This window comes from Algoriphagus iocasae (assembly GCF_014206875.1).
In the GTDB taxonomy this organism is placed as follows: Bacteria; Bacteroidota; Bacteroidia; order Cytophagales; family Cyclobacteriaceae; genus Algoriphagus; species Algoriphagus iocasae.
Window position 1 is genome coordinate 1 of record NZ_JACIJO010000005.1, and the last position, 23,999, is coordinate 23,999.

Genomic DNA, 23,999 nt, shown 5'->3' on the forward strand with positions numbered 1-23,999 from the left:
CCATTGTAAGTTATCTATTTTATACACTGTCAATGCAGACGCACGAAGCAATCCACATCAACCTTCCCTCGTCTTTCTCAGGTTATTATTTTTTTTCGCCTTACATCACTTCAAAGAACTTAACACCACTCATTTGTGGCCCTTGTCAGATCCGGTAAACCTTTCGTTTCCGTCCCGTTTTTTTCCCTTCATCGCTGATGGGAGTGCAAAGGTAAGAAGTAATTTTTTACTTCCAATAGTCTTTGCGATTTTTATTTTTTCAGAAGTTTCAGAGACAATCCCCTTTCCACTTCCGATCCCCCCTTGCTTTCCAAGCGGGCTGCAAAGGTAAGCGATCATTCCTGACTTCCTAACCCTTTTGCAAAATCTTTTTTCAACCCTTTCTCAGAGCCTAAACCCCGAACCCCAACACACCGTTCGTGTCATTTGGGAGTGCAAATATCTCCCTATTTTTCTTAACAACAATACTCAAACCATAAAAATCTTCCACTTTTACCTAAACCACTGAAACTGAAGATGAAAAATTTTATACGGATTTAATTAAAATTTTATACCAAAAATTATTTTAAATTCTGAATAATTGAATTCAACCCGGTATTTATTTTGAAAACATAGCTTTTTAAGCTAGTATCTGAAGGTAGGGAGCTCCGGATAGTACTTTTTTGATGGATCTTTAGATGAAAAAACATATCTGATCGAAATCTCATGCGCTCCACCAGAAACTTGTTGACCTAATTTAGAAATAGAAAAATCAAAGCTATATCCAAGCTCTAATCCACTCTCCAACCTAATTCCTAGCAATGAAATTATAGACTCATTATTAGGTAAACTGAACTTTGTCGGCAATCCTCTATACCAAACTCCTAAGACCAATGGCTCAAAATAAAATTCAGATCCTATATCCAATTGAGAAAATTGACCTTGTTTTTTATAGTTAAATGCAAAGGAAAGTGATCTTTCCTGATCGGTATTGTTAAAAAAGTCATTGATATCTCCCGGAGCCATATCAAATTTCGCTCCTCCCTGAAGAGAATATTTTAGCGAAAGCTTATTTCCATCCATTTCTAGATAGCTTATTTCCGGACCAAGCAAGTGAAAGGCAGAAGCTCCAAACCAAAATCTATCATCATAATAAATCAATCCGGCATGTAAATCCAAATCTCTCAATTTACTATCCCCCTCAAATCCATCTCCAGGTGATCCGATTATAGTTCCTCGGTCAATATCTAATTGGGTTCCCAAAATAACCTGATCAAACAAAGCGTCTCTGGCAACGAAAGATCCTTGAAAGCCAGCATTAATAAAATTCCTTTCCCCTAACCGTAATCTATAACTATATAAGAGTCCAATCTCATGAACCTGGCTTTGGGTAAATGATTCTTTTGCTCCTGAGATCATCATCCCTATTCCGGAATTATATTTTTCTACAAAGTGATCAGCATAGGCAGAGTATGCAATAAAACTCTGATCTAATGCTGGCCATTGATTTCTGAAATTAATTCCAAGCCTGGTAAATCCTGTGCTTCCTGTCAAAGCAGGATTTAGATATAGAGGGTTTGCATAAAATTGACTGTATTGAACATCTTGCGCTTGCAAGACTCCCAATTGCATAAAAAAGATGAAGACCAAAAATCTTTTCATCATCTGATCAATCTAAATTTCCCAGCATCCGTCACCTTTTCTCCATCCACTGCCACTCCATTGATTCTATATATATAGACTCCAGCATCAAGAAGCTTTCCTTTTAAGGTTCCATCCCAGCCATCAGAATTAATATCATCTGTATAGAAGATAAATTCTCCCCAGAGATTAAACACTGACAGCTCCAAGCTTTCCATTCCTTTTTGTTTTGGAAAAAAGGTTTCGTTTTCTGAATCTAATGGTGTGAAACCTGTGGGAACCATTAATCGGTAGCTTTTAGTAATGGAAATATGTTTTGTCACTGTAGCAAAACATCCTATCTCATTTTCTATGGTCAAAACCACATCAAATTCTCCTTTTTTCCCAAATATGTGAGTCGGTTCTTTGTTTTCGCTAGTCTCCCCATCTCCAAAGTCCCATTTCCACTTTACCGCTGACTCATCTGACAGATTTGTAAATTCAATTACATCAGTGGGAAAAATATCTCCTTCCGGAACTCCTGTGACTCCTGAGCCTGAAACACTAAATTCAAATTCAGCTGTAAACTCTTCTTCAAGTATTATCACCTCAACTTCCTGAGGATTGGAGAAACAATCCAATGTCTTTGGCTTTACAGTTAACAAATAGTTACCTGATTCAAAAATCATTGACATCTCATCATTCAAATAGGTTTTTCCATTCCCTTCCAATTTGTAATCAAAATTCTCAGGATCATAATTCTGAATTTCACTAATCACATTCACACTTTCCCCAGGCACGCAACCTACAATAGGTTCATCAAAATCATAATCTGGAGCTTCCGGAAAACTGACAGTAATTTCATTGGAAGAAACAGAACAACCTTTTTCATTAAATCCAAACACTGAATAAACACCGGATTGGTTTACTTCATACTCAAACCCAGTTGCACCAGTGATTATTTCACCATCCCGTTTCCACTCTACTTTATCATATTCTATCGTCGCAATACCTTTTAATAAGATTGTCTCCCCACCACAAAGAAAAATTTCATCTTCTTGTTCCCCACTTGTGGCAACTACTAAATTTAACGGAGCCGGAGATTCCAATATCTCCAAAGTCATGGAATTACCTTGAGACCTTTTTCCATAATTATCCGTCACAGTATAATAAATAGTGACCTTGCTGCCGGTGAATTCTGGATTCGGAAGAAATAAAAATCCTCCAGGTTCATCTGTCACTTGAAAAGTCCCCTCCGGAATTGCCAAAGTCTTATTGTCCTCATTACACTTGGCTTGTTCACATACATCATCTGATATGTCTGCTATTTCTTCAATTGATTTATAAAGCTGAAGGCAGGAAATTGATGCGTTTTCATTTAGCAACTCAACGTTTTCTGAGGTAATAAAAAATTCATTCTCATTTCCAGAACAGGCTTCCAACTCATTAATATCACTTCCAATTGGATTTTGCAGATCGTCATCATTTGCCACTTCCACTACCAAATTCCTGATTTCATGGAAATTTGTGAGTCCTCCAGTTGAAGCTGAAAATCCTAGTTTCAAATTTGCCGGTGCTGCATAAGGGAAAGGCACATCCTGAAAAATCGTTATTGTTCTAGGTGTGTTTACCTCCACGGTATAATCCATCACTAATGTTATCAGGTAACCGACTCCCGATGGGTTTGGAATTAAACTGATATTCGCTTTTCGATAACCAGGTTGATTTAAATCGGTTACCCGTTGAGTTCCTCTCCCTCCAGAGCTGATTGGGAAAAACTGATCGGAAGCCAAACCGTCCACTCCCGAATCCATGGTTTTCTTACCTTTAATAAACTCATATCCAACAAACCCATTTCCCGGACCTCTAATTACAATTGCATCAGGCACCAAATTTTCAGCTGCACCAGGAAAACCACCAGATTTGCTTTCGGCTGTATTACCAAAATTCCCAAATTCATCAAAACCAACACCTAAATAAGCACCTGCCAAACCTGGTTCATTGGTTCTTTTGGAATACCCCAAAGAACCTCCAAATCCTCCAATCGCAAAATTGGGAACTGCTGCATCAAAAAGAAAAAATGCAATGCCATCAGCTCCATCTCCTCCATAACTGAAAAACTCAAAGGAAGTCTTGATACCATAGGCCGAAGAAAAAGGAATATCTATGTATACATAACCTCTTTGCTCGAGTTGATTATTTGTCAATCTTAAAGCACCGTCCACCAGCTGGGCATCTGCTCCAAAAACTGTGGTAGACTTTGTCGATTTAGAATCAAAAGTTTCGCAATAAGGAAAGCCTGTTTGAGCAGAAAGCTCAGTTATCACAAAAATTAAAAAAGAGGTAAATGCTAATATTTTGAGTTTCAATGCTGAAGAATTTGGAGACCTAAAATAGCGCTAAAAATGAATAGAAATAAAAAAGCCTTCGGTTTTCCTCCGAAGGCTTTCACTTAAATATTTGGAAATTATCTCAAAATCGTCTGACTTCTATCCGGTCCAACAGACACCAATTTAATAGGCACATTCAATTCATCTTCTAGATAGCTCACATATTCTTTCAGTTCAACTGGGAATTTTTCGTAAGAATCGATATTTGCCAAAGAGCAATTCCAGCCTTTTAATGTTTTATAAACTGGCTTGGCATCCACTTCAGAAATCTCAAAACTCAAACGATCAATTTTTTCACCGGAAGGCAATTCGTAATGAGTGCAGACTTTGATTTCCTCAAAGATATTCAACACATCTGCTTTCATCATGAATAATTGAGTGACTCCATTAATCATAATAGAGTATTTCAATGCTGGAAGATCCAACCAGCCACAACGTCTAGGTCTACCAGTGGTGCTTCCAAATTCATTCCCCTCTTTTCTCATATCCTCACCTGTCTGATCGAAAAGCTCTGTCGGGAAAGGTCCACTTCCAACTCTGGTGCAATAGGCTTTGAAGATCCCGAACACCTCACCGATTTTAGATGGTGAAACTCCCAAACCAGTACAAGCTCCTGCAGTCATAGTGCTACTGCTTGTCACAAATGGGTAAGAACCAAAATCAATATCCAACAATGAACCTTGAGCTCCTTCTGCCAAGATCTTTTTATTGTCAGCAAAAGCGTCATTTACGACATATTCACTATCGATCAGATTTAGTGTCTTGAAAAATTCAATCGCAGCAAAAAACTGCTCTTCCATTTCTGCCAAAGCATCCAAAGGATAGTTGTAATAAGAAAGCGTAGTTTTATGCTTTCCTACTAGAACGTCGTATTTTTCTTGAAAGTCATCACTCAAAATATCTCCTACACGAAGTGCAGATCTTCCAATTTTATCCTGATAAGTTGGGCCAATACCCTTTAAGGTTGAACCAATCTTCTTATCACCTTTTGACTGCTCATATGCTGCGTCCAAAAGTTTATGGGTTGGAATAATGATGGTAGCTTTCTTGGAAATTACCAGATTCTTCTTGTAATCGATATTGAATTTGGCAAGGCCGTCAATTTCTCTTTTTAGGACAATCGGGTCTAAAACAACTCCATTGCCAATAATATTTAAAATCTGAGAGCGGAAAATCCCTGAAGGTATTTGATGTAATACGTGCTTGATTCCATCAAATTCAAGAGTATGACCTGCATTAGGTCCTCCCTGGAATCGAGCTACTATTTCATATTGAGGCGCGAGAACGTCTACTACTTTTCCTTTACCTTCGTCTCCCCACTGGAGTCCCAGAAGTACATCCATCTTCATTTGATGTGCGGTCTATCGTTTATGCTAACACTTTTTGAAGCGTGAAATTTGCAAGAAGCCCAAAGAAAACCAAGAGAAAGGACGTAATTATTTCTTCTTACAAAGAAACACTTCGGCAGTAGCTTGGATAATCCTTCTCTTTTTCCCTTTAGGATTGAATAATAAAAATTATGATTTTGAATAAATCACACCTTCTTTTTAAACTCATCTACAGAATCAAAAACCGTAAAAATATTATTGAGTTTGGTGATGATTAAAAGCTTCTTCACATGCTCTGAAGGTGCAGTCAAATAGACCTCTCCTCCGACATTTCTCATTTTGGTCAGCATGGTAATTAATAAGCCGATGCCACTAGATGAGATATATCTGACTTGACTAAGATCGACTACAAAAGTTTTGGCACCATCATTAATTGCATCAGAAACCACCTCCACAAGTTTTGGTCCTGTCTCATCTCCTATCAAATCACCTTGAATGTATAAATAATTGGCAAGGTCGTCTTTGCTGGTATTGAATGTTAATTTCATCTAGTTAAAATAAATATTGTGAGCTGAAGGATTCTTTTTGCCAGACATCAGTTTCAGTTTGAAGAATTTGATGTCAAGTGAGATTTGTTTAATCGGCTTTTCTATTCTCGCAGTTTACGTTTTTGCAATTGCCATAAAGAATAAGCGAATGATGTAACACCTGAAAATCCAATATGTCCGCAACGGTATTTTGAATGTTTTGGATACGAGGATCACAAAATTCCAGTACTTTGTTGCACTCGACACAAATCAAATGATCGTGTTGCTTATATCCATATGATTTTTCGAATTGCGCGAGGTTTTTACCAAACTGATGTTTGGTTACCAAATCACATTCCACCAACAAATCCAGGGTATTATAAACTGTGGCTCGGCTGACACGGTAGTTTTTATTCTTCATACTGATGTAAAGAGACTCCACATCAAAGTGTCCGGTACGGGTGTAAATTTCTTCGAGGATCGCATATCTCTCCGGAGTCTTTCGGAGTTTTTGATTTTCCAGATAGGCTGTAAAGATTTTTTTAACCTCTTCGAAATGCGTGGTATTCAAAGGCATTTTGAGCTAATTTTTTCAAATATAACTTTTGTCTGTCAGAAAAGATTCAATTCATCAATCAAACCTTGTGACCTTATGGATTCCGTCTACCAAAGCAAGGTTTTTCATCAACTGATCAAGATGCTCAGTGCTATGTACATAAAGTTTGATTGTTCCCTCAAAAATCCCGGCATCTGAATCCACAGTGATAGATCTCATATTTACTTTCAACTCATTCGAAATCACCTTAGTCACATCATTGATTAAGCCTACTCTATCAGTACCTATGATCCTCAGACCGGCAAGAAATGCAATTTCCTTTTGACTGGTCCATCTCGCTTTGATCACTCGATTTCCATGATTTGAAAGAAGTTCTAAGGCATTTGGACAGGAAGTTCTATGGATTTTTATTCCTTCATTAACCGTAACAAAACCAAAAACATCATCTCCTGGAATCGGATTACAACATTTCGCCAAGATATAATCCACCACATCCATATCCTCTCCTATCAGAAGCTGATCATGATCTGGTCCCTTCAGACTTTTGATTTCTTTGGTGAAAGTAGATTCATCTTTAACCTTCTCCTGAATCGCCTTACTCTTCAGTTTCTGATTTTCCTTGAAAATTTTAAAGGACTTGATCGAAGTTGGATCAATAATTCCTTTTCCAAGACGATAGTAAAATTCATTGGCTGTTTTTAACTCAAAATAAGCACGGAGCTTATCTACCGCTTCAGAGTTAAACTCCATTTTCATCTGCTTCAGCTTTCGCTGCACTATTTCTTTTCCGTCTAAAATCGCAGATTTCTTATCCTCTTTTAGAGCATCTTTGATTTTGGCTTTAGCTCTGGAGGTTACAACATTGTTGAGCCAATCTTCGGTAGGTTTTTGTTTGTTGGAAGTTAGAATTTCTACCTGATCCCCATTTTTTAACTTATGGGAAATTGGCACCAATTTTTGGTTGACTTTCGCCCCAATACATTTTGCCCCAATTTCGGTATGAATTTCAAATGCGAAATCAAGGGCCGTAGAACCAAATGGAAGAACTTTTAAATCTCCTTTCGGGGTAAATACAAAGACTTCATCATGGAATAAATTTCCACGGAAGTCATCCATGAATTCAATGGCAGAACCATCGTTTGACTCCAACAGACCACGAACCTGAGAAATCCAGTCATCCAAACCGGAAGGGGTTTTGGAACTACTGTCTCTGTCTTTGTACTTCCAGTGAGCAGCATAGCCTCTCTCTGCAATTTCATCCATCCTTGTGGATCTGATCTGAACTTCCACCCATTGACCAGTATTACTCATTACTGTGGTGTGAAGTGATTCATAGCCATTTGATCTGGATGTGCTGATCCAATCTCTGAGTCGATCTGGATTTGGATGGTAAAAATCAGTTACAATTGAGTAAACCTGCCAGCAATCTGCTTTTTCATTCTCTAAGTCACTATCCAGAATAATCCGAATCGCAAACAAGTCATACACCTCCTCAAAGGGTATCCCTTGCTTCTTCATTTTACTGTAAATTGAGTAGACTGACTTAGGCCTTCCTTTGATGACAAAATTGAATTTCTGGCGAATCAATTCGTCTTCAATTGGCTGCACAAAGGATTTTATAAACTTGTTTCGAATGCTTTTAGATTCATTAATCTTCTGTACAATCTCTACATAAGTTTCTGTGTCGGTGTACTTGAGATACAAATCTTCCAGCTCAGATTTGATCGTATAAAGACCCAGCCTGTGAGCTAGAGGTGCGTATAAATACATCGTTTCGGAAGCGATTTTCAATTGCTTGTGACGGGGCATGCTTTGCAAAGTCCGCATGTTGTTAAGTCGGTCAGCAAGCTTGATCAAAATCACCCGGACATCATCCGATAAAGTCAACAGCATCTTTCGGAAATTCTCTGCCTGCTGGGAACTTCCATAATCGAAAACACCGGAAATTTTTGTCAAACCATCAATGATGGTCATGACTTTATATCCAAACTCCCTTTCAATATCTTCTAACTCCCACTCTGTATCCTCCACCACATCATGGAGCAATGCTGCCACGATGGAAGTGGTGCCTAAACCTATTTCCTCAACACAAACCAGAGCTACTTCCAGTGGGTGATATATATAGGGCTCCCCCGACTTCCTCCTCATTTCTTTATGAGCTTCTTGAGAGACATTAAAAGCCTTTTTTATCAACTTCGTGTCTCCAGGTTTCAGGATCGGTTTCGCCTGTCTCAATAAACGTCTATAGCGTTTGAGAATTTCTTTTCTTTCTTCTTCAATATCCACTTGAATCATAAGGGCCTATTTTACTTCAAAAATGAGCTTTGAGAAATTATTTGCCTAATTCTTTTATTTTTTTTTAAGACCTATTGCATTTTCTAAAATCCTATTTACCTTTGCATCCACAATCAGGAAACGGAATGAAAATTTAATGATTTCCAAGCCTATTGTACCATTAGCGGATGTGGCGAAATTGGTAGACGCACTAGACTTAGGATCTAGCGCCGTAAGGCATGGGGGTTCGAGTCCCTCTATCCGCACCAATACCGAACCCTCAATCACTCTACTGTCAGATGACAGGAAGGAGATTGAGGGTTTTTAGTTAATCATCATAATAAATTCAAACGCCTTGGAAATCTCATTAGACAAGCAATCAGCAAATCAAGCTTTAATTAAAATTAAACTAAACGAAGCAGATTATCAACCAAAGGTAGACGCGAAACTGAAGGACTACGCCAAAAAAGCCAACATTAAAGGTTTCAGACCTGGCAAAGCTCCGGTTTCCATGGTGAAAAACATTTATGGCACCTCTGTCTTGGTAGAAGAAATCAATTCAATTTTAGGTGAGTCTTTAAACAACTACATTAAAGAACAGACTTTTAAAATTCTTGGGGAGCCTCTTCCTGTAGAAAAAGAAAATGACTCCATCGACTGGAAGACTCAAAAGGAATTTGATTTTGAATACAAAATTGGATTTGTAGAAGGAATTTCTGTTGCTCTTGACAAGAAGTTTAAGGGAACAAAATATGCGATTAAGGTAGACGATAAATTGGTTGAAGAAACCATCGAAAACTTGAAGGCACAATCCGGAAAAAGCACTAATCCTGAAGTAAGCGAAGCTGGTGACCACATTTATGGTGACTTGACTGCAAAAGAAAGTGGTTTCACAAAGACACTTTCTTTGGACTTGACTAAAATCACTAAGAAACTAGCAGGTAAATTCACAGGTATCAGCAAAGATGCTGTTGTAGAATTCGAATCAAAAGACGTGAAGAAAGCACAGTGGGAAGAAGCTTTTGGAATGACTGAAGAAGAAGTTGAATCTGCACAAGGCGAACTTACTTTCACAGTTAAGAATATCAATAGAACAGAAGCAGCTGAATTAAATCAGGAGTTTTTTGATAAAGTCTTCGGACCAGGAGTTGTAAGTACAGAAGAGGAGTTTGTTGCGAAAGTAAAAGAAACCCTTCAGGGAAATTATGACAAAGAGTCAAAAGTATTCACTGAGGAAGAATTGAAGAAAGCGATCACTGAATCTGCAAAAATTGATTTGCCAGACGCCTTCTTGAAGGAATGGTTGATTCGTGCAAATGAAGGTAAAGTGACTGAAGAAGATGTAGAGAAAGAATACCCTATCTATGCTAAGCAGTTGATCTGGTCATTGATTTCTAATCATTTGGCTACTGAAAATAAAATTCAGGCAGAACATGAAGATGTAATTGCTAAAACCAAAGAGATGATCCGTGAGCAGTTTGCTTCTTCTGGATTAGGATCTCAAATGGAAGAGAGCATGGACATGTTTGTTGACAATTACCTAAAAGGTGAAGAAGGACAAAATTACATGAACATGTTGACATCTGTTCAAAACGATAAAGTTTTGGCATATGTGCAGGAAAACATTGATTTGAAAGAAAAGGAAATAACGATCGACGAGTTCAAGGAACTTTTAGAAAAGTAATTCGCTTATTGCTATCATAAAAAAGTCCTTATTTAAGGGCTTTTTTTATTTTTGTTTACCACAACAAACTCGAACATGATCAATAAAGAAGAATTCAGAAAGTACGCCATTCATAATCAAGGTGTAAGCGGTACTGCATTTGACCAATACACGCAGCATATTGAAAACATGACTCGATCAGTTATCGAGGAGCGCCCACAAAATTTCCGTGAAATCGATGTCTTTTCAAGACTTATCATGGACAGAATTATTTTCCTGGGTACAGGGATTGACGACCATATTGCAAACATCATTGTTGCACAGCTTTTATTCTTGGAATCAGTAGATTCTAAAAAAGATGTTTTGCTTTATGTAAACAGTCCAGGAGGCTCAGTGACCGCTGGTTTAGGTATTTATGACACGATGCAGTACATTGGTCCTGACGTAGCGACTATCTGTACAGGTATAGCTGCATCTATGGGTGCTGTATTGTTAGCTGGTGGTGCCAAAGACAAAAGATCTGCATTGAAGCACTCTAGAGTAATGATTCACCAACCATCTGGTGGCATGCAAGGACAGTCTAGAGATATGGAGATTTCCTTGAAATTAATCCTATCCATGAGACAGGAATTATATCAGATTTTGGCTAATCATACCGGTAAAACTTTTGAAGAAATCGAAAGAGACTCTGATAGAGATTATTGGTTAAAAGCTCCAGAGGCTAAAGAATATGGCCTAATTGACGAAGTATTAGTAAAAAAACCTTAAGTAATGGCTCAAGTTACCTGCTCTTTTTGCGGTAGAAATAAAAAGGATGTCGATCTGATGGTATCGGGCATTTCTGCTCATATCTGTAATTTCTGCATCGATCAAGCGCATTTGATCCTTGGTGAGGAAGAAAAAACCAAGAAATCAGATGACGCGAAACCTAAATTCAAATTAAAGAAACCAAAAGAGCTGACTTCTTTTCTTGATCAATTTGTAATTGGTCAGGATGAAGCAAAAAAAGTACTGACTGTAGCGGTTTATAATCATTACAAAAGACTTTCTCAGAAAGATGAAAAAGATGATGTAAAGATTGAAAAATCTAACATTATCATGGTTGGTGACACCGGAACCGGTAAAACTTACTTGGCAAAAACTCTTGCCAAAATTCTCGAAGTTCCATTTTGTATTGCCGATGCAACAGTTCTAACTGAAGCTGGATACGTAGGTGAAGATGTAGAAAGTATCTTAACCAGATTACTACAAGCTGCCGATTATAATGTTGAAGCAGCTGAAAGAGGGATTGTTTACATTGATGAACTGGATAAAATCTCCAGAAAATCTGATAATCCATCCATCACGCGTGATGTCAGTGGAGAAGGTGTACAGCAAGCAATGTTGAAACTTTTGGAAGGAACTATTGTGAATGTCCCTCCGCAAGGTGGTAGAAAGCATCCTGACCAGAAAATGATAGCTGTCAATACTGAAAACATCCTATTTATCTGCGGCGGAGCTTTTGATGGAATCGCAAGACATATTGGGAAAAGATTGAATACTCAGCCAATGGGATTTGGTAAAACCAATGCAGGCCCAACAGCAGATCGTGAAAACCTACTTCAGTATGTGACTGCACAGGATTTGAAGGCTTTTGGTTTAATTCCAGAATTGATTGGTAGACTTCCGGTGTTGACGCACTTAGATCCTTTGCACAAGGATTCGTTGAAGAGAATTCTGACTGAGCCGAAAAATGCTTTGGTGAAACAGTATTCAAAGCTTCTAGCAATGGAAGGTGTCAATATTGTATTTGAGGAAAGTGCAATTGAATTCATCGTTGACAAAGCAGTGGAATACAATCTTGGAGCAAGAGGGTTGAGATCAATTTGCGAAGCTATCATCACTGATGCGATGTACGAAATCCCATCTGATGATTCCATCAAAGAATTGATCATTGACGCGAAGTATGCTCAAGCCAAATTTGATAAGTCTAAATTCAAGAGACTACAAGTAGCTTAAACTACACTACTTAAATTAGAGATAGCTCGGCAAATTCATTTTTGTCGAGCTATTTTTTTAATGAAAACACTAAAGTCAAAATTGACTTTTCAGGAAAAGTCAGGTTTTTTAAATCAATTAGCTTAGGTTCTAAAGATGAATTCTCATTGGTCAAATAGCCTTTCACAATCTGAAATTGATCAGGAAGTTGGTTTAATTGAATTTCTTTAGGTTGATTTTCAGGGTTTATTAAAACAATCACCATTTCCTCTTGATCAGAAGATAGATAGGCCGAGGCATTAATTTTTTCTTCATTTGGACTCGATGACTTTAGAGCAATTCTTTGAAATCCTGGACGAATAAATCTGCTAAAATTACCCAAAGCCCATAACATTTTGCTTTCATAAAAGTCACCGTTCGTCTTATTCTTATCGATATAAATCAATCCATCCTTGTAATCATATGGAGAAACAGCCAACCACCAATTCCAGGCCGAAGCGTTGGCAACTGATAAATCCTGATGAATCACTCTCGCCACATACAATGCGGCATCCATTCCCAAGTCTCTTTTCCCGCCATTAATCTCACCTTCATTCCCGCCTAATATGCAATATTCCGTCATCCAATAGCTAAGCGCTGGAAACCTCTTGACTTCTTCATGAAGTCTTTGCCTCATGGCAACAGAAGTATTGGATGGACTAGTTGTGAAGTAGCTATGGGCAGAAATTACTTTGGAGACGTGGTTTAAATCGCCCAGATAATTTGGAGAAGAAGGGGCAAAAAACTCTTGAATTTGATTTCCCCTTTTTGGTTTATCTGATAGTTCAAATAAATAGTTGATTTTACCAGCTTCTGCGACATCTATTTTAACCTTGATTTTTTCATTTTCGAAGGAAGAATTCAAGGCACGAACAAGCATGGCCACTTCTTGATTGGTATAAGGATTTCCTTCCTGTCCACCATCTTTCCAGTCCCATTGAGGTTCATTGACAGGGCTAAAATATTCAGGATTGAGGGAGTGCTTTCCAAGCTCTTTAAAAACCTGAGAAACATAATCAGCAAAAGCATCTACATTTTCATCGGGCAAATTCGAGTTACCATCCGAAGAATAACCTTTCTCATTTTTAGTCAAATGAACCGGAGGACTATTTGAAAACAAAAGGAGCTTTTCTACTCCGTGCTCCTTTGCTGCATTAGCAAACCAAAGTTGTCCATCAATTTCAGGAAGGTTTAGAGATCCATCCGCCTTCAAAAATGAGCTTGCCCTTCTCCATTCATCTTTAATTCCACTTTCTGAACCTTGAGCTGCAGCCCCTGCTCCCAAATTCATTCTCCACATCGAAAGCCCAATTCCTAGTGGCTTACCGTGGCTCATCTCTTTACTAAAGAGAAGTTTCGCAATCGCCTTTTTCTTCACTTCCGGCCAATTTCCAACAAACTGAATAGACCAAGCATCAGATGCTCCGAAATGGTCAATTATTTGATATTTGGTTTCAGTATCTATCGATAAGATTAACTTCTCAGATTCTTGAGCAAATCCATAAAAAATGAAACAGTAGGAAAAACAAAGGGAGAATATCAGTTTCTTCATGAGGTAAAAATTGAACATCTAGGTTATGTAGGATGTCAAATTTAGAAATCATGAACAGACTATACTTGTAAAGACTGGAAAATTAACTTCGCAGTATTTTCAGAAGCACTTTCATTGCCAAGCTTCTCTTTAATCTTGTCATATCCTTGGAGCATGTACCCTTTATATACTTGATTAGAGAGGATCTGCTGAAGTTCAGATTGTAAGTTCTGGACAGAAAAATCATCTTGGATCAGTTCTTTCACCACAAGCTCTTCTGCGATCAGATTCGGAAGGGAGATAAAAGGAACTCGGATTAAATTCTTTGCAATAGCATAAGAAACGGAGCTAGTCCTATATACCACTACTTGGGGGACACGAAAAATTGCAGTCTCCAAAGTAGCCGTACCAGAAGTTATGACAGCGGCCACGGCATGAGATAAAAGATCATAGGTCTGATCGAATATCACTTTAATTCCGGAATCCAGCCCTTTTTGGTAAATACCTTCTCCCATATCGCCCACTCCAGCTATGACAAATTGGGCATTTGGAAATACTTTTACCAAATCCACCATTCTATCTAACATTGCATTGATTTCTTGCTTTCTACTTCCTGGGAGTAAAGCAATGATAGGCTGATAATTCAGTTCATTCTTTTGAAAGAAAAACTGGTGTGGAGTAAACTTCTTTATCTCATCAAAAAGAGGATTTCCCACATAATTGACTTTCAGGTCATATTTTTCAAAAAACTCAACCTCAAAGGGTAGGATAGAATAAATATGATCTGTAAAAGCTTTTAATTTCAAAGCTCTTTTTTGATTCCAAGCCCAAACTTTTGGAGGAATATAATAATGGACGGGTATATTATTTTCCTTAGCAAAAGCTGCAATTTTCATATTGAATCCACCGTAATCCACTAGGATAATCGCATCTGGTTTAAAAGAAAGCAGATCCTTCTTAACCAGCTTCAGGTATTTCAATACTTTCCGAAAGCCCAAGACAACTTCTAAAAAGCCCATCAAAGCAACTTCAGAATAATCTACAGCAAGCTCCACTCCTGCTTTTTGGGAGTAGCTCCCTCCCATTCCTCTGAATTGCAAGTCAGGCTGAATTCCTAATAAAGCAGAGACCAGATTGGACGCATGAAGATCTCCTGAACGCTCGCCTGAGATGATATATATTTTCTTTCTGCCTTGGGTCATTTCATCAATAAACTAATGCTAAAAAAAGAAAAGTAGGCTAATTTAACCTACTCTCCATTTCTATACTTATCTAAAATAAAATCAATCTCCGTAATATTCCACAAAATTTCTTGGGGTTTCGTATAGAGTCAATTTATGCAAGCCTCCTTGATTGGTGATTTCTTTGACAGCAGGCTCAAGAATTTTCCAGAATTCCATGACTAGGTTTTCACAACTAGCCAATTTGCCTTCCATAAAATCAACGTCGATATTCAGGTTTTTATGGTCTACTTTTTCGATCACTAAATTTCTGATAATCGTACTTAGTTTTTTCAAATCAACTACAAATCCTGTCTCAGGATCCGGAGTTCCTTTGACCATAACGATCAATTCAAAATTATGGCCATGCCAATTCACATTTGCGCATGGGCCAAAGACTTCCACATTTTTCTCATCAGTCCACTTTGGGTTCCACAATTTGTGGGCTGCATTAAAGTGTTCTTTTCGACAAACGTAAATCATAGCATTCTTAAATAGGACGCAAAGGTAGCTAAAAGAAAGAAAATATAAGAATTAAGCCCAAGGAAGGCATAAAAAAACCTTCTTGATCAAACTCATATGAATTCAACCAAGAAGGTCTTTTAATACAAGAATCAATTAAAACTGATTCCTAAGAAGGGAGATTATTTAATATCCCACCATAATTTAGTATCCAAACCATCAGCACCTTGACGAGCTACTGCTTGGTCGTAGTTTTCAGAGTTGATATCTCTTTCAGTAGTTGGATAAGCCTGTCTTACCGGGATCATTTTACTTTCGTTCATTGCATCCACAGCTGGAGCCAATTCCGGATAGTCAAATCTTCTCCATTCAGCCCAAGCTTCATAACCCTGTAAGAAAAGAGCTACCCATTTTTGAGAAGCAATTCTCTCCATTGCCATGCTAGAAGAAAAAGCAACTTCTGGTTGAGCAACATAAGCATCAAAAGCAGCTTGATCGAATACTCCAAATTGTCTGAAAGATGACTCGATTGCCATGTTGTAATGCTCTTCAGCACTTTCAGAAATCCAGCCTTTCACAGCAGCTTCAGCTAAAGAGAAGTGGATCTGAGCCATGGTTACAATTGGAAGTTCAGCATTTTGCTTTCTGTTGAATGTACCTAAGTAAGAAACAGAAGCATTTGTAATACCACCAGCTACAGTGTTAGATACACCATAAGGCATTGGTTCGATATCACCAGTGTTTGCTGCTGGATCTGCATAAACTTCCAGTCTTGGATCACCAAGTGGGTTCATGAAATCATACATGGTATCAGAAATTGCATAATCCACACGGGTCAAATATCTACCATACCAAGGATTCTGATTATTAGCTTCTGCCAAATATGGATACATGAAATCAGCACCTAAAACACCATTAGAATATGCCTCAGTAAAGTTTGCTTTTGCCATTTCTGGAGCCACATCACTTACACGAAGAGCCATAATCATTCTCAATGAATTAGCGAATTGTCTCCACTTGTTCATATCTCCACTGAAAAGCAAATCACCTTCAACTCCAGCAGTTTCAAAATTGATTTGATCTGCAGCTTCTTTCAATTCTTTCAAAAGATCTGTGTAGATAAACTCTTGGCTATCATAGGAAGGAGAGAAATCTAATTCTCCTTGCAAAGCTTCAGTATAAGGTAGTTCACCCCATCTATCAGTCATTACTCCAAAGAAGTAAGCTCTCAAAATTCTAGCAACTGCAATCTGGTTTTCATTGCTACCAGAACTCAAGACATCACCTTTAGTCTCTTCTTCTGTGTTCAATTTGATGATTCTCTGAAGATTCATCAAAGGTCCAGTATAGAAACCATTGAAATCAAAGTAAACATCCTGATATCTTGAAGCCTCAGTATATTGCTTTTCAGATAATTGCTGTACATACAATACGCCGATTGCACTACCGATTACGTCAGATACGCTTCTCTCAGCTCCAGTCAAAAGACCAGAAGTCAAAGGAGAAGAAGGTCTGTTTGGATCAACATTGGTATCTCCAAATTCTGAGCAGGCACTGAGCATCAGTGTCCCAGCTACCAAACCTAAAACTGTATTTTTTATATTTCTCATTTTTTAAAATCTATTAAAGTCCAATTCTAACGTTGAAACCAAGGGATCTCACGCCTGGCAACTGTCCACTTTCAAAATATGCGTATCCGTTAGCGCCGGAACCGAATTCACTTGGATCAAGTCCAGGTACGTTAGTATGGATCAACCAAAGGTTTTTAGCAATGAATGCTACGTTTAATGTATGGAAAGGAGTCTTGTTAACTAATTTAGCTGGAAGGCTATAACCCAATCTGATTTCTCTCAACTTCACGTAAGAAGCATCATAGATCCAGTTCTCATGTAATCCGAACATTCCAGAGAAATAGTCATAAGCGTCAACATAAACTGTTGTAGGAGTTCCATCTTCCAAAGCTCCGTCTACACGAACACCACCACCATCTTCAACAGGATCTCTTAAAGGACTTCCTTTATCATTCAAGCCAGCAGTTTCTTTACCTAGACCAGAATAAGCATTAAACATTTTAGTAACTGAATAGAATTGACCTCCAGCTTGGAATTCAATAAATGCAGTCAAATCAAAATTCTTATATCTGAAAGTGTTAGTAAAACCACCAGTTGCAGTTGGAAGGGTTGTTCCTAGATCTTTGTTTCTTTCAATAGCATAAGATCCATCTTCGTTGATGATTGGAAGACCATTGTCAGCATATTTGAATCCTGTACCGATCAATGTACCCCACTCTTCACCTACTTTAGCATTGATAGTCATACCCCAGTAAGCTGACTGAAGCTGTCTGTTATCAAGACCTGCAGCAAGTTCAATCACTTTAGAAGTGTTGTGAGCCAAGTTCAAGCTAACATCCCAAGAGAAATCACGCTTTTGGATAGGAGTACCTCCGATAGAAAGTTCAACACCTTCTGATCTGATGTTACCTGCGTTAACCAATGCACCAGAGAATCCACTAGATCCAGGTACAGTCAAATTCAAGATTTGATCTTTGTTATCGTTTCTGTAGAAAGTCAAATCAAAGTTCACTTTACCATTCCAGAATCTCAAATCCACACCAGCTTCATAAGATGAAGAAAGTGCAGGCTTCAAATTAGGGTTTGCAGCAGTGTTTGGTACTTGTAGGTTCGGGAATGAACCATAAGGAGTAGACACGTTATAAATCTGAGCAATTTCATAAGGACCGATATCAGATCCTACTTGTGCATAACTTGCTCTTAATTTACCGAAGCTTAGGAAGCTTCCTCCACCTCCCATTAGCTCTGTGAATACAAAGCTGGAAGTAATAGATGGATACAAGTAGCTATTGTTTGCTTTTGGAAGAGAAGATGACCAGTCATTTCTCAAAGTTGCATCCAAGAAAATAGTGTTTTGGTAACCCACAGAAACGTTTCCGTATACAGATCTTACTGTTTTAGTGCTCTTATAGCTATCAGTACTTGGTCTATCTACAGAAGCATCGATGTTATAATAATTAGGAACTGCAAGACCACCTACTGTACCTTCGTACATAGAGCTATAAAGATTTTTTCTGATGTTACCACCAGCATTTGCAGTTACAGAGAATTCACCGAACATTTTGTCGTATTGCAACAAGATTTCGTAGTTGTCTTCACGACCAATTCTTTGGCTTACAGAATAGAAATCTAAGTCCAAACCACCAGAAGCGATTCTTTCTTCAATTTTCTGATTGTAGAAATCAGTTCTCAAGAAACCAGAAACTTTCAATGCATCAGTCAACTTATAGCTAACGTTGAAGTTTCCGTAAACACGATCACGGCTATCTTCCGGTGCGTTTTCATATGCTTCATAGTAAGGGTTGTTCCAGTAAAGTGGTCTAGACTCTAATGGGCTTCTGATGTTCCAAGATCTGTAAGTTCCGTCAGGATTTCTGTATTGAGCCAATCTGTCCATGTCGATCTGACGCTGGAACCACTGGTTAAATGAGTTTACAGGGTTACGGCCAGTATATCCAGAAGCTGGACGACCATGTGCGTTTGTTCCTGTAAAGTTGAAATTCAATCCTACTGACAATTTATCGTTCAATTGCTGAGAACCGTTAAAGCTGACATTGTTTTTAGACAATTCAGATCCTGGCATTACACCTTTCTGATTGATGTTATTCAAAGAAACTCTGAAGTTTGACAAAGCATCACCTGCTGAGAAAGATACCCCTGTGTTAGTAGTAACACCTGTATCGAAGAAGTTTCTTACGTTATCTGGCTGAGGAACCAAAGCTCTCAATTCACCGAATTGAGGTCCGTCCAACCAAGAATCCCAATGTCTGATCATGGTTCCGTCCATTTTAGGACCCCAAGATTCATCAGCAGCATAGTTCAACATCTTTTGACCGTCAAAGCTAGCCCAAGATTCAGGGTGGATGTTTGGATCGTAAGAGAATGTCAATAAATCTTGAGTATATCCACCTGCATATTCATTTTGATACTCAGGAAGTACATATACATTTTCAAGAGTTGTACTTTGATTGATTTCGATACCAAGACCTTTTTTCTTGTTACCTTTCTTTGTAGTGATGATGATTACACCATTTGCAGCTCTGTTTCCGTAAAGTGCCGCAGCTGATGGGCCTTTCAATACAGAAACACTTTCAATATCATCTGGATTGATATCTGCAGCTAAGTTACCGTAGTCACGACCTGCAGCATCGTTATTTGGTGAGATTGATGTGTTAGAAATAGGAGTACCATCTACTACGAATAATGGAGAACCTCCACCTAGCGTATTGATACCTCTTAATCTGATATTTTGAGTACCACCGATAGCAGCTCCAGAAGAACCGATCACCTGAACACCTGCTACTTTACCAGCTAGGTTACCTACTACGTTAGAATTTCTAGTAGCAGTAAGGTCTTCACCTTTCACAGACTGGATAGAAGCTCCTACAGATCTATCATCTCTAGACACACCTAATGCAGTAACGATTACTTCATTAAGAGCTTTTACGTCTGGGTCTAAAACAACATTGATTTCTGATTCGTTACCCACAGTAACTTCAACAGATTTCATTCCTACAAATGAAAATTGAAGGATATTACGATCAGCAGGTAATTGAATAGAGTAGTCCCCATCAATACCGGTGATAGTACCATTTGTGGTCCCTTTAACCAAGACGCTGACTCCCGGTAGGCCTAAGCCATCTTCCGATGAAGTCACAATTCCACTAATAGTCTTACTCTGGGCAAAAACACCTTGAGCAAAGAAAATTATTAGCAGAAGAGCTAGTAAATTTTTCTTCATGATAATTTGGTTGATTTTTATTGAACCACAATTATATTTTAAATAATGGAAGTCTCTAAACAATAGATAAAAAACATGACAAATGACTTTGTAAAAACCAAAGAATATATTTTATGAATTCTGAATAAATACAAAATATTATTTTCAGTAAATCCAAATACAGGCTATTTTGAGAATTCACATTCTGTTATTCCCATGTTAACAAAAGTTAATTTTTTTTTAACACAAGAAAAGAACTTGCCTTTATTTGATATATATCAAATTCAAAATATAATAATATAATAGAAACATTTTACGCTATTTCTAATTATTAATTTTTTAAAAAAACGAAATAAAATTTGTTTTTTTTATACTATTATTACTTTTTATTCTGAATTCTATCAAATTGAATGAATGCAATCGGTAATTAATTTCAATATTCAAATTCGATGATTTTTTATAAATAATTTGGTTTTATTGTGTTTTTCAAATCACTTCTCTGGATTTTACTAACAACCTTATTTCTATTTAAAGGGTTTTGAGAAACAAAAATATTTTATTAAAGAAGATATCGTCAATTCAAAAACATATTATTCAAAGTTTGTAGAACAGACATCTAACAATCAAAACCATAGCACAAAAGTCATATAAACACATAAAAATGTATTTCAAACTGTTTATTCAAATTTTAAACTAAAAACAAATTTTATTTGGCTGAATATTATTTAAATTCAAATAAAAAAAACAAAAATCGACTTTTTAAAAAATAAAATTAAACAACCACAGAAACATAAGAATATTTTTAAACACATTCTATAAAAGAAAAATATGTAAAATAACAGATATATTATTTCTTATAATACATGATAAATAACTCACACATATAACTTAAACAAGTCATTATCAATTAGTTTAAAGGAATAATTATACGGAAAATTGAAAAATCCAGAATTTGTCTAAGGAATATTGAAATATAAAAACCCAAAAAAATTGATCTATTCTCTACAAATTGGAATCTAAAAAGTGTTTTTCTAAATAATAAGTGAGTAAACCCCAAAAAGCCTTTCAAAGGACTTTAATTGTAATTCTTCTATTCAGAGCTTGATTTTGAGCAGTCGTATTTGGCACTACGGGCTCTTTATCTCCTTTTCCTTCTACAAGAACTCTTGCAGGATGCATTCCCTCATCCACGAGGTATTTTTGGACACTTTCAGCCCTCTGAAGACTGAGCTGGAGATTATAACCAGGTGACCCTACATTATCTGTATGTCCAGTTATAAGGATATTTACATTAGGGTTTTCTTTCAGGAATTTAACCAGTCTTCGCAGCGATGACATCGACTCTGACTTCAATTCATACTTATCAAAGTCAAAGAAGATATTCTCGAATACAAACTCCTCACCAGAAGCAACAGGCACCAACTCCACATTAAGGTCCTCTACATTCTGGAGCTTATCCCTTTCCACATTGAAAATCTTTGGTAAAAATCCTTTCTTTTCCACATACAGACCTGATATAGCTTTATCAGGGTACAGCATCATAAACTCACCAGTTTTACCATCAGCCTGAAACTCATAAAGAGTACTATCATTTGTCAAAGAAACCAATGATAATGTCGCGTCTATTGGCTCGCCGGTTTTGGCATTAAACACCTTTCCACCTGTGACTGTCAGATTTTCTCCTAAATAAATCTCCTCTGGAAATTTAAACCTATAAAGCAGTGAACGATCATTCCCGTTTTCCCCAGTTGTCAACTCAGTAAAATAAGCATAGTCCTTTTGGGCAGTAATGAACAAGGCAACCTGATCTAATTGGTCATTAATAGGTAGGCCAAGATTTTCAGGAACTGAAAACTCAGTGTTTTCTACCCTTGAAAGAAATATATCCATCCCACCGAACCCCGGATGTCCATCAGAGGCAAAGAATAATATCTCATTATTAAAAAACATAAATGGCGAAATCTCATCTTTGGCAGTATTCACTGTATTCCCCAAATTCTTAGCTTCTGACCAAGAGCCATCATTTTGACGCACACTGTACCAAATATCATTGCCCCCATATCCGCCTCTTCTATTCGAAGAAAAGAACAATATTCTACCATCAGCTGATAAAGAAGGCTGGGAATCCCAAGATCTGGAATTCACCTTCTTGCCCATATTCGTCGGTCTTTGCCAATTCCCATTCACCTTGTAGGCAATATATAGGTCACAGCTACCTTCAGAATCAGGAGCATCACAAGAGGTATAAATCAAGATGTTCCCATCTGCAGTTACCGAACATGTTCCCTCATTATATTGTGAATTGATCGTTTCAGCAATACTGACAGGATTGGTCCAGGACCCATCTGGCTCTAAATAAGAGGTAAAAATATCTTCCTTATCAAAATTACCGGTACCGTCTCTTTTAGTAAAAAGGATTTGTTCTCCATCCGCTGTCAGCACAGGAAAGTATTGCAACTGGAATTTATTGATCGGTTCGGAAAGTTTTTCTTTTTCAATAGCCATCACATTTACGAGCATATTCTTCAAAAAGTCGATTCTATCCTTCATTTGGACATAATACATTGTCTTCTTGAAGTCCTGATCAAACAAAGGATCCGTTTCATTAAATGTGTCAAAGGCTTCCTGAAACTTTCCCTGACTCATATAAAGGTTGGTAAACAACCATCCGTAATCAGCGACATTTTTGGTAGTTGCATTTTTACCACTAAGCCGTTTCTTTCCATTCAGGGCAACTTCTTCCGCTTCCTTGATTTTTCCTTGGGTTATCAAAAGCTGAGACATCTTCACATAAGCCTCTAAAAATGACGCCTCTCTATTAATTGCAGCCTGATATTTTGAAATTGCCTGATCGTACTGTCGGGAAAGAGTTAATTCTTCGGCCTCTTGATACAATTTTATAGCCCTTCCATCAATGATGGAATAAGTCTGAGCTTGGCTCACACTAAAAATAAAGAAAAACAGAATTCCTGCTAAAATTCGGCTCATGGACCTAGGGTATGTCCATAAATTTATGAGTTTGCAGCGATATTTTCCAATTTGGATGATTTTTCGCGTAGTTTATAATAGAAGGAGTGAATTTCTCTGCCTTACTCCACTCTGGTTGAAGGCGCAATTCGCAGTCCTCATTAACCAACTTTGCATGCTCTTCAGCAAAGTCAAAATCGCTGGAATGAAAAACGACCACTTTTAATTCGTCCGCTTCTTGATAGATGGAAGGATGAGGTTTTTTGAATTTTTTCGGTGAAAAACACACCCAATCAAAATCTCCTGAAAATGGATGCGCACCTGAAGTTTCGATATTGGTAGTAAAACCCTTCTCCTTTAACAATGCTGTCAAAGGTCCCAACTCATACGTCAAGGGCTCCCCACCAGTAATCACCACCAATCTTCCCGGGAACTTCTCCGCTTCTGCCACAATATCTTCAATAGGTTGGATTGGCCACTTCCCAGCTTCCCAAGATTCTTTGACATCACACCAGACACATCCTACATCACAGCCTCCAAGCCGGATAAAATAAGCAGGATGCCCGGTAAATCTCCCCTCTCCCTGTATCGTGTAAAACGCTTCCATCAAAGGAAGCGACAAGCCTTTTGCAATCAATTCTTCTGTCTTCATGAATTTTTGTTGAAGCGGGCAAT

General features: G+C 37.7%; 16 protein-coding genes and 1 tRNA gene. 4 read left to right on the forward strand and 13 right to left on the reverse strand.

Going from position 1 to position 23,999, the window contains the following annotated elements; translation table 11 throughout:
- Positions 1–624: 624 nt before the first annotated feature.
- The 6 genes from FHS59_RS21265 to FHS59_RS21290 all read right to left on the reverse strand — a co-directional run bounded on the left by FHS59_RS21265 (position 625) and on the right by FHS59_RS21290 (position 8,695).
- Complete coding sequence (locus FHS59_RS21265) at positions 625–1,644, reverse strand: PorP/SprF family type IX secretion system membrane protein (protein WP_317168226.1); 1,020 nt, start codon at positions 1,642–1,644, stop codon at positions 625–627.
- Positions 1,641–3,968, reverse strand: coding sequence for a PKD domain-containing protein (locus FHS59_RS21270; protein ID WP_184498012.1), 2,328 nt, complete (start codon positions 3,966–3,968; stop codon positions 1,641–1,643). The genes FHS59_RS21265 and FHS59_RS21270 overlap by 4 nt, the downstream gene beginning before the upstream one ends.
- Positions 3,969–4,066: 98 nt before the next feature.
- Positions 4,067–5,338 carry an adenylosuccinate synthase gene (locus FHS59_RS21275; RefSeq protein ID WP_184498014.1) on the reverse strand — a complete coding sequence of 424 codons (1,272 nt, stop codon included), beginning with the start codon at positions 5,336–5,338 and terminating at the stop codon, positions 4,067–4,069.
- Between the two features lie 185 nt (positions 5,339–5,523).
- Positions 5,524–5,865 carry an STAS domain-containing protein gene (locus tag FHS59_RS21280; RefSeq protein ID WP_184498016.1) on the reverse strand — a complete coding sequence of 114 codons (342 nt, stop codon included), beginning with the start codon at positions 5,863–5,865 and terminating at the stop codon, positions 5,524–5,526.
- Positions 5,866–5,953: 88 nt separating this feature from the next.
- Positions 5,954–6,421, reverse strand: coding sequence for a Fur family transcriptional regulator (locus FHS59_RS21285; RefSeq protein WP_184498018.1), 468 nt, complete (start codon positions 6,419–6,421; stop codon positions 5,954–5,956).
- 54 nt (positions 6,422–6,475) lie between these two features.
- The gene (locus FHS59_RS21290; protein ID WP_184498020.1) at positions 6,476–8,695 is read right to left on the reverse strand and encodes a RelA/SpoT family protein; all 2,220 of its coding nucleotides are present in this window, start codon (positions 8,693–8,695) and stop codon (positions 6,476–6,478) included.
- A gap of 163 nt (positions 8,696–8,858) precedes the next feature.
- On the opposite strand from FHS59_RS21290, the gene FHS59_RS21295 reads away from it, so the two are divergent.
- The 4 genes from FHS59_RS21295 to clpX all read left to right on the forward strand — a co-directional run bounded on the left by FHS59_RS21295 (position 8,859) and on the right by clpX (position 12,335).
- Positions 8,859–8,943: transfer RNA gene (locus tag FHS59_RS21295), tRNA-Leu, on the forward strand.
- An 86-nt stretch (positions 8,944–9,029) separates the two neighbouring features.
- Entirely contained in the window at positions 9,030–10,358 is a 1,329-nt protein-coding gene (gene tig / locus FHS59_RS21300; RefSeq protein ID WP_184498022.1) for a trigger factor, read from the forward strand.
- 75 nt (positions 10,359–10,433) lie between these two features.
- Complete coding sequence (locus tag FHS59_RS21305) at positions 10,434–11,105, forward strand: ClpP family protease (RefSeq protein WP_184498024.1); 672 nt, start codon at positions 10,434–10,436, stop codon at positions 11,103–11,105.
- A 3-nt stretch (positions 11,106–11,108) separates the two neighbouring features.
- A complete protein-coding gene (gene clpX, locus FHS59_RS21310; RefSeq protein ID WP_184498026.1) occupies positions 11,109–12,335 on the forward strand; it encodes an ATP-dependent Clp protease ATP-binding subunit ClpX in 1,227 nt (408 codons plus the stop codon).
- Between the two features lie 49 nt (positions 12,336–12,384).
- Here the strand turns inward: clpX and FHS59_RS21315 are convergent, their stop codons facing one another.
- The 7 genes from FHS59_RS21315 to FHS59_RS21345 all read right to left on the reverse strand — a co-directional run bounded on the left by FHS59_RS21315 (position 12,385) and on the right by FHS59_RS21345 (position 23,976).
- Entirely contained in the window at positions 12,385–13,905 is a 1,521-nt protein-coding gene (locus tag FHS59_RS21315; protein ID WP_184498028.1) for a glycoside hydrolase, read from the reverse strand.
- A gap of 59 nt (positions 13,906–13,964) precedes the next feature.
- Positions 13,965–15,086, reverse strand: coding sequence for a lipid-A-disaccharide synthase (gene lpxB, locus FHS59_RS21320; protein WP_184498030.1), 1,122 nt, complete (start codon positions 15,084–15,086; stop codon positions 13,965–13,967).
- A gap of 81 nt (positions 15,087–15,167) precedes the next feature.
- Entirely contained in the window at positions 15,168–15,587 is a 420-nt protein-coding gene (locus tag FHS59_RS21325) for a 6-pyruvoyl trahydropterin synthase family protein (RefSeq protein WP_184498032.1), read from the reverse strand.
- A 161-nt stretch (positions 15,588–15,748) separates the two neighbouring features.
- Positions 15,749–17,176, reverse strand: a complete 1,428-nt coding sequence (locus tag FHS59_RS21330; protein ID WP_184498034.1) for a SusD/RagB family nutrient-binding outer membrane lipoprotein — start codon at positions 17,174–17,176, stop codon at positions 15,749–15,751.
- A 13-nt stretch (positions 17,177–17,189) separates the two neighbouring features.
- Positions 17,190–20,378 carry a SusC/RagA family TonB-linked outer membrane protein gene (locus FHS59_RS21335; RefSeq protein WP_184498036.1) on the reverse strand — a complete coding sequence of 1,063 codons (3,189 nt, stop codon included), beginning with the start codon at positions 20,376–20,378 and terminating at the stop codon, positions 17,190–17,192.
- A gap of 1,044 nt (positions 20,379–21,422) precedes the next feature.
- Positions 21,423–23,345, reverse strand: coding sequence for an OmpA family protein (locus FHS59_RS21340; RefSeq protein WP_184498038.1), 1,923 nt, complete (start codon positions 23,343–23,345; stop codon positions 21,423–21,425).
- 4 nt (positions 23,346–23,349) lie between these two features.
- Positions 23,350–23,976, reverse strand: a complete 627-nt coding sequence (locus FHS59_RS21345) for a 7-carboxy-7-deazaguanine synthase QueE (protein WP_184498040.1) — start codon at positions 23,974–23,976, stop codon at positions 23,350–23,352.
- Positions 23,977–23,999 lie beyond the last annotated feature (23 nt).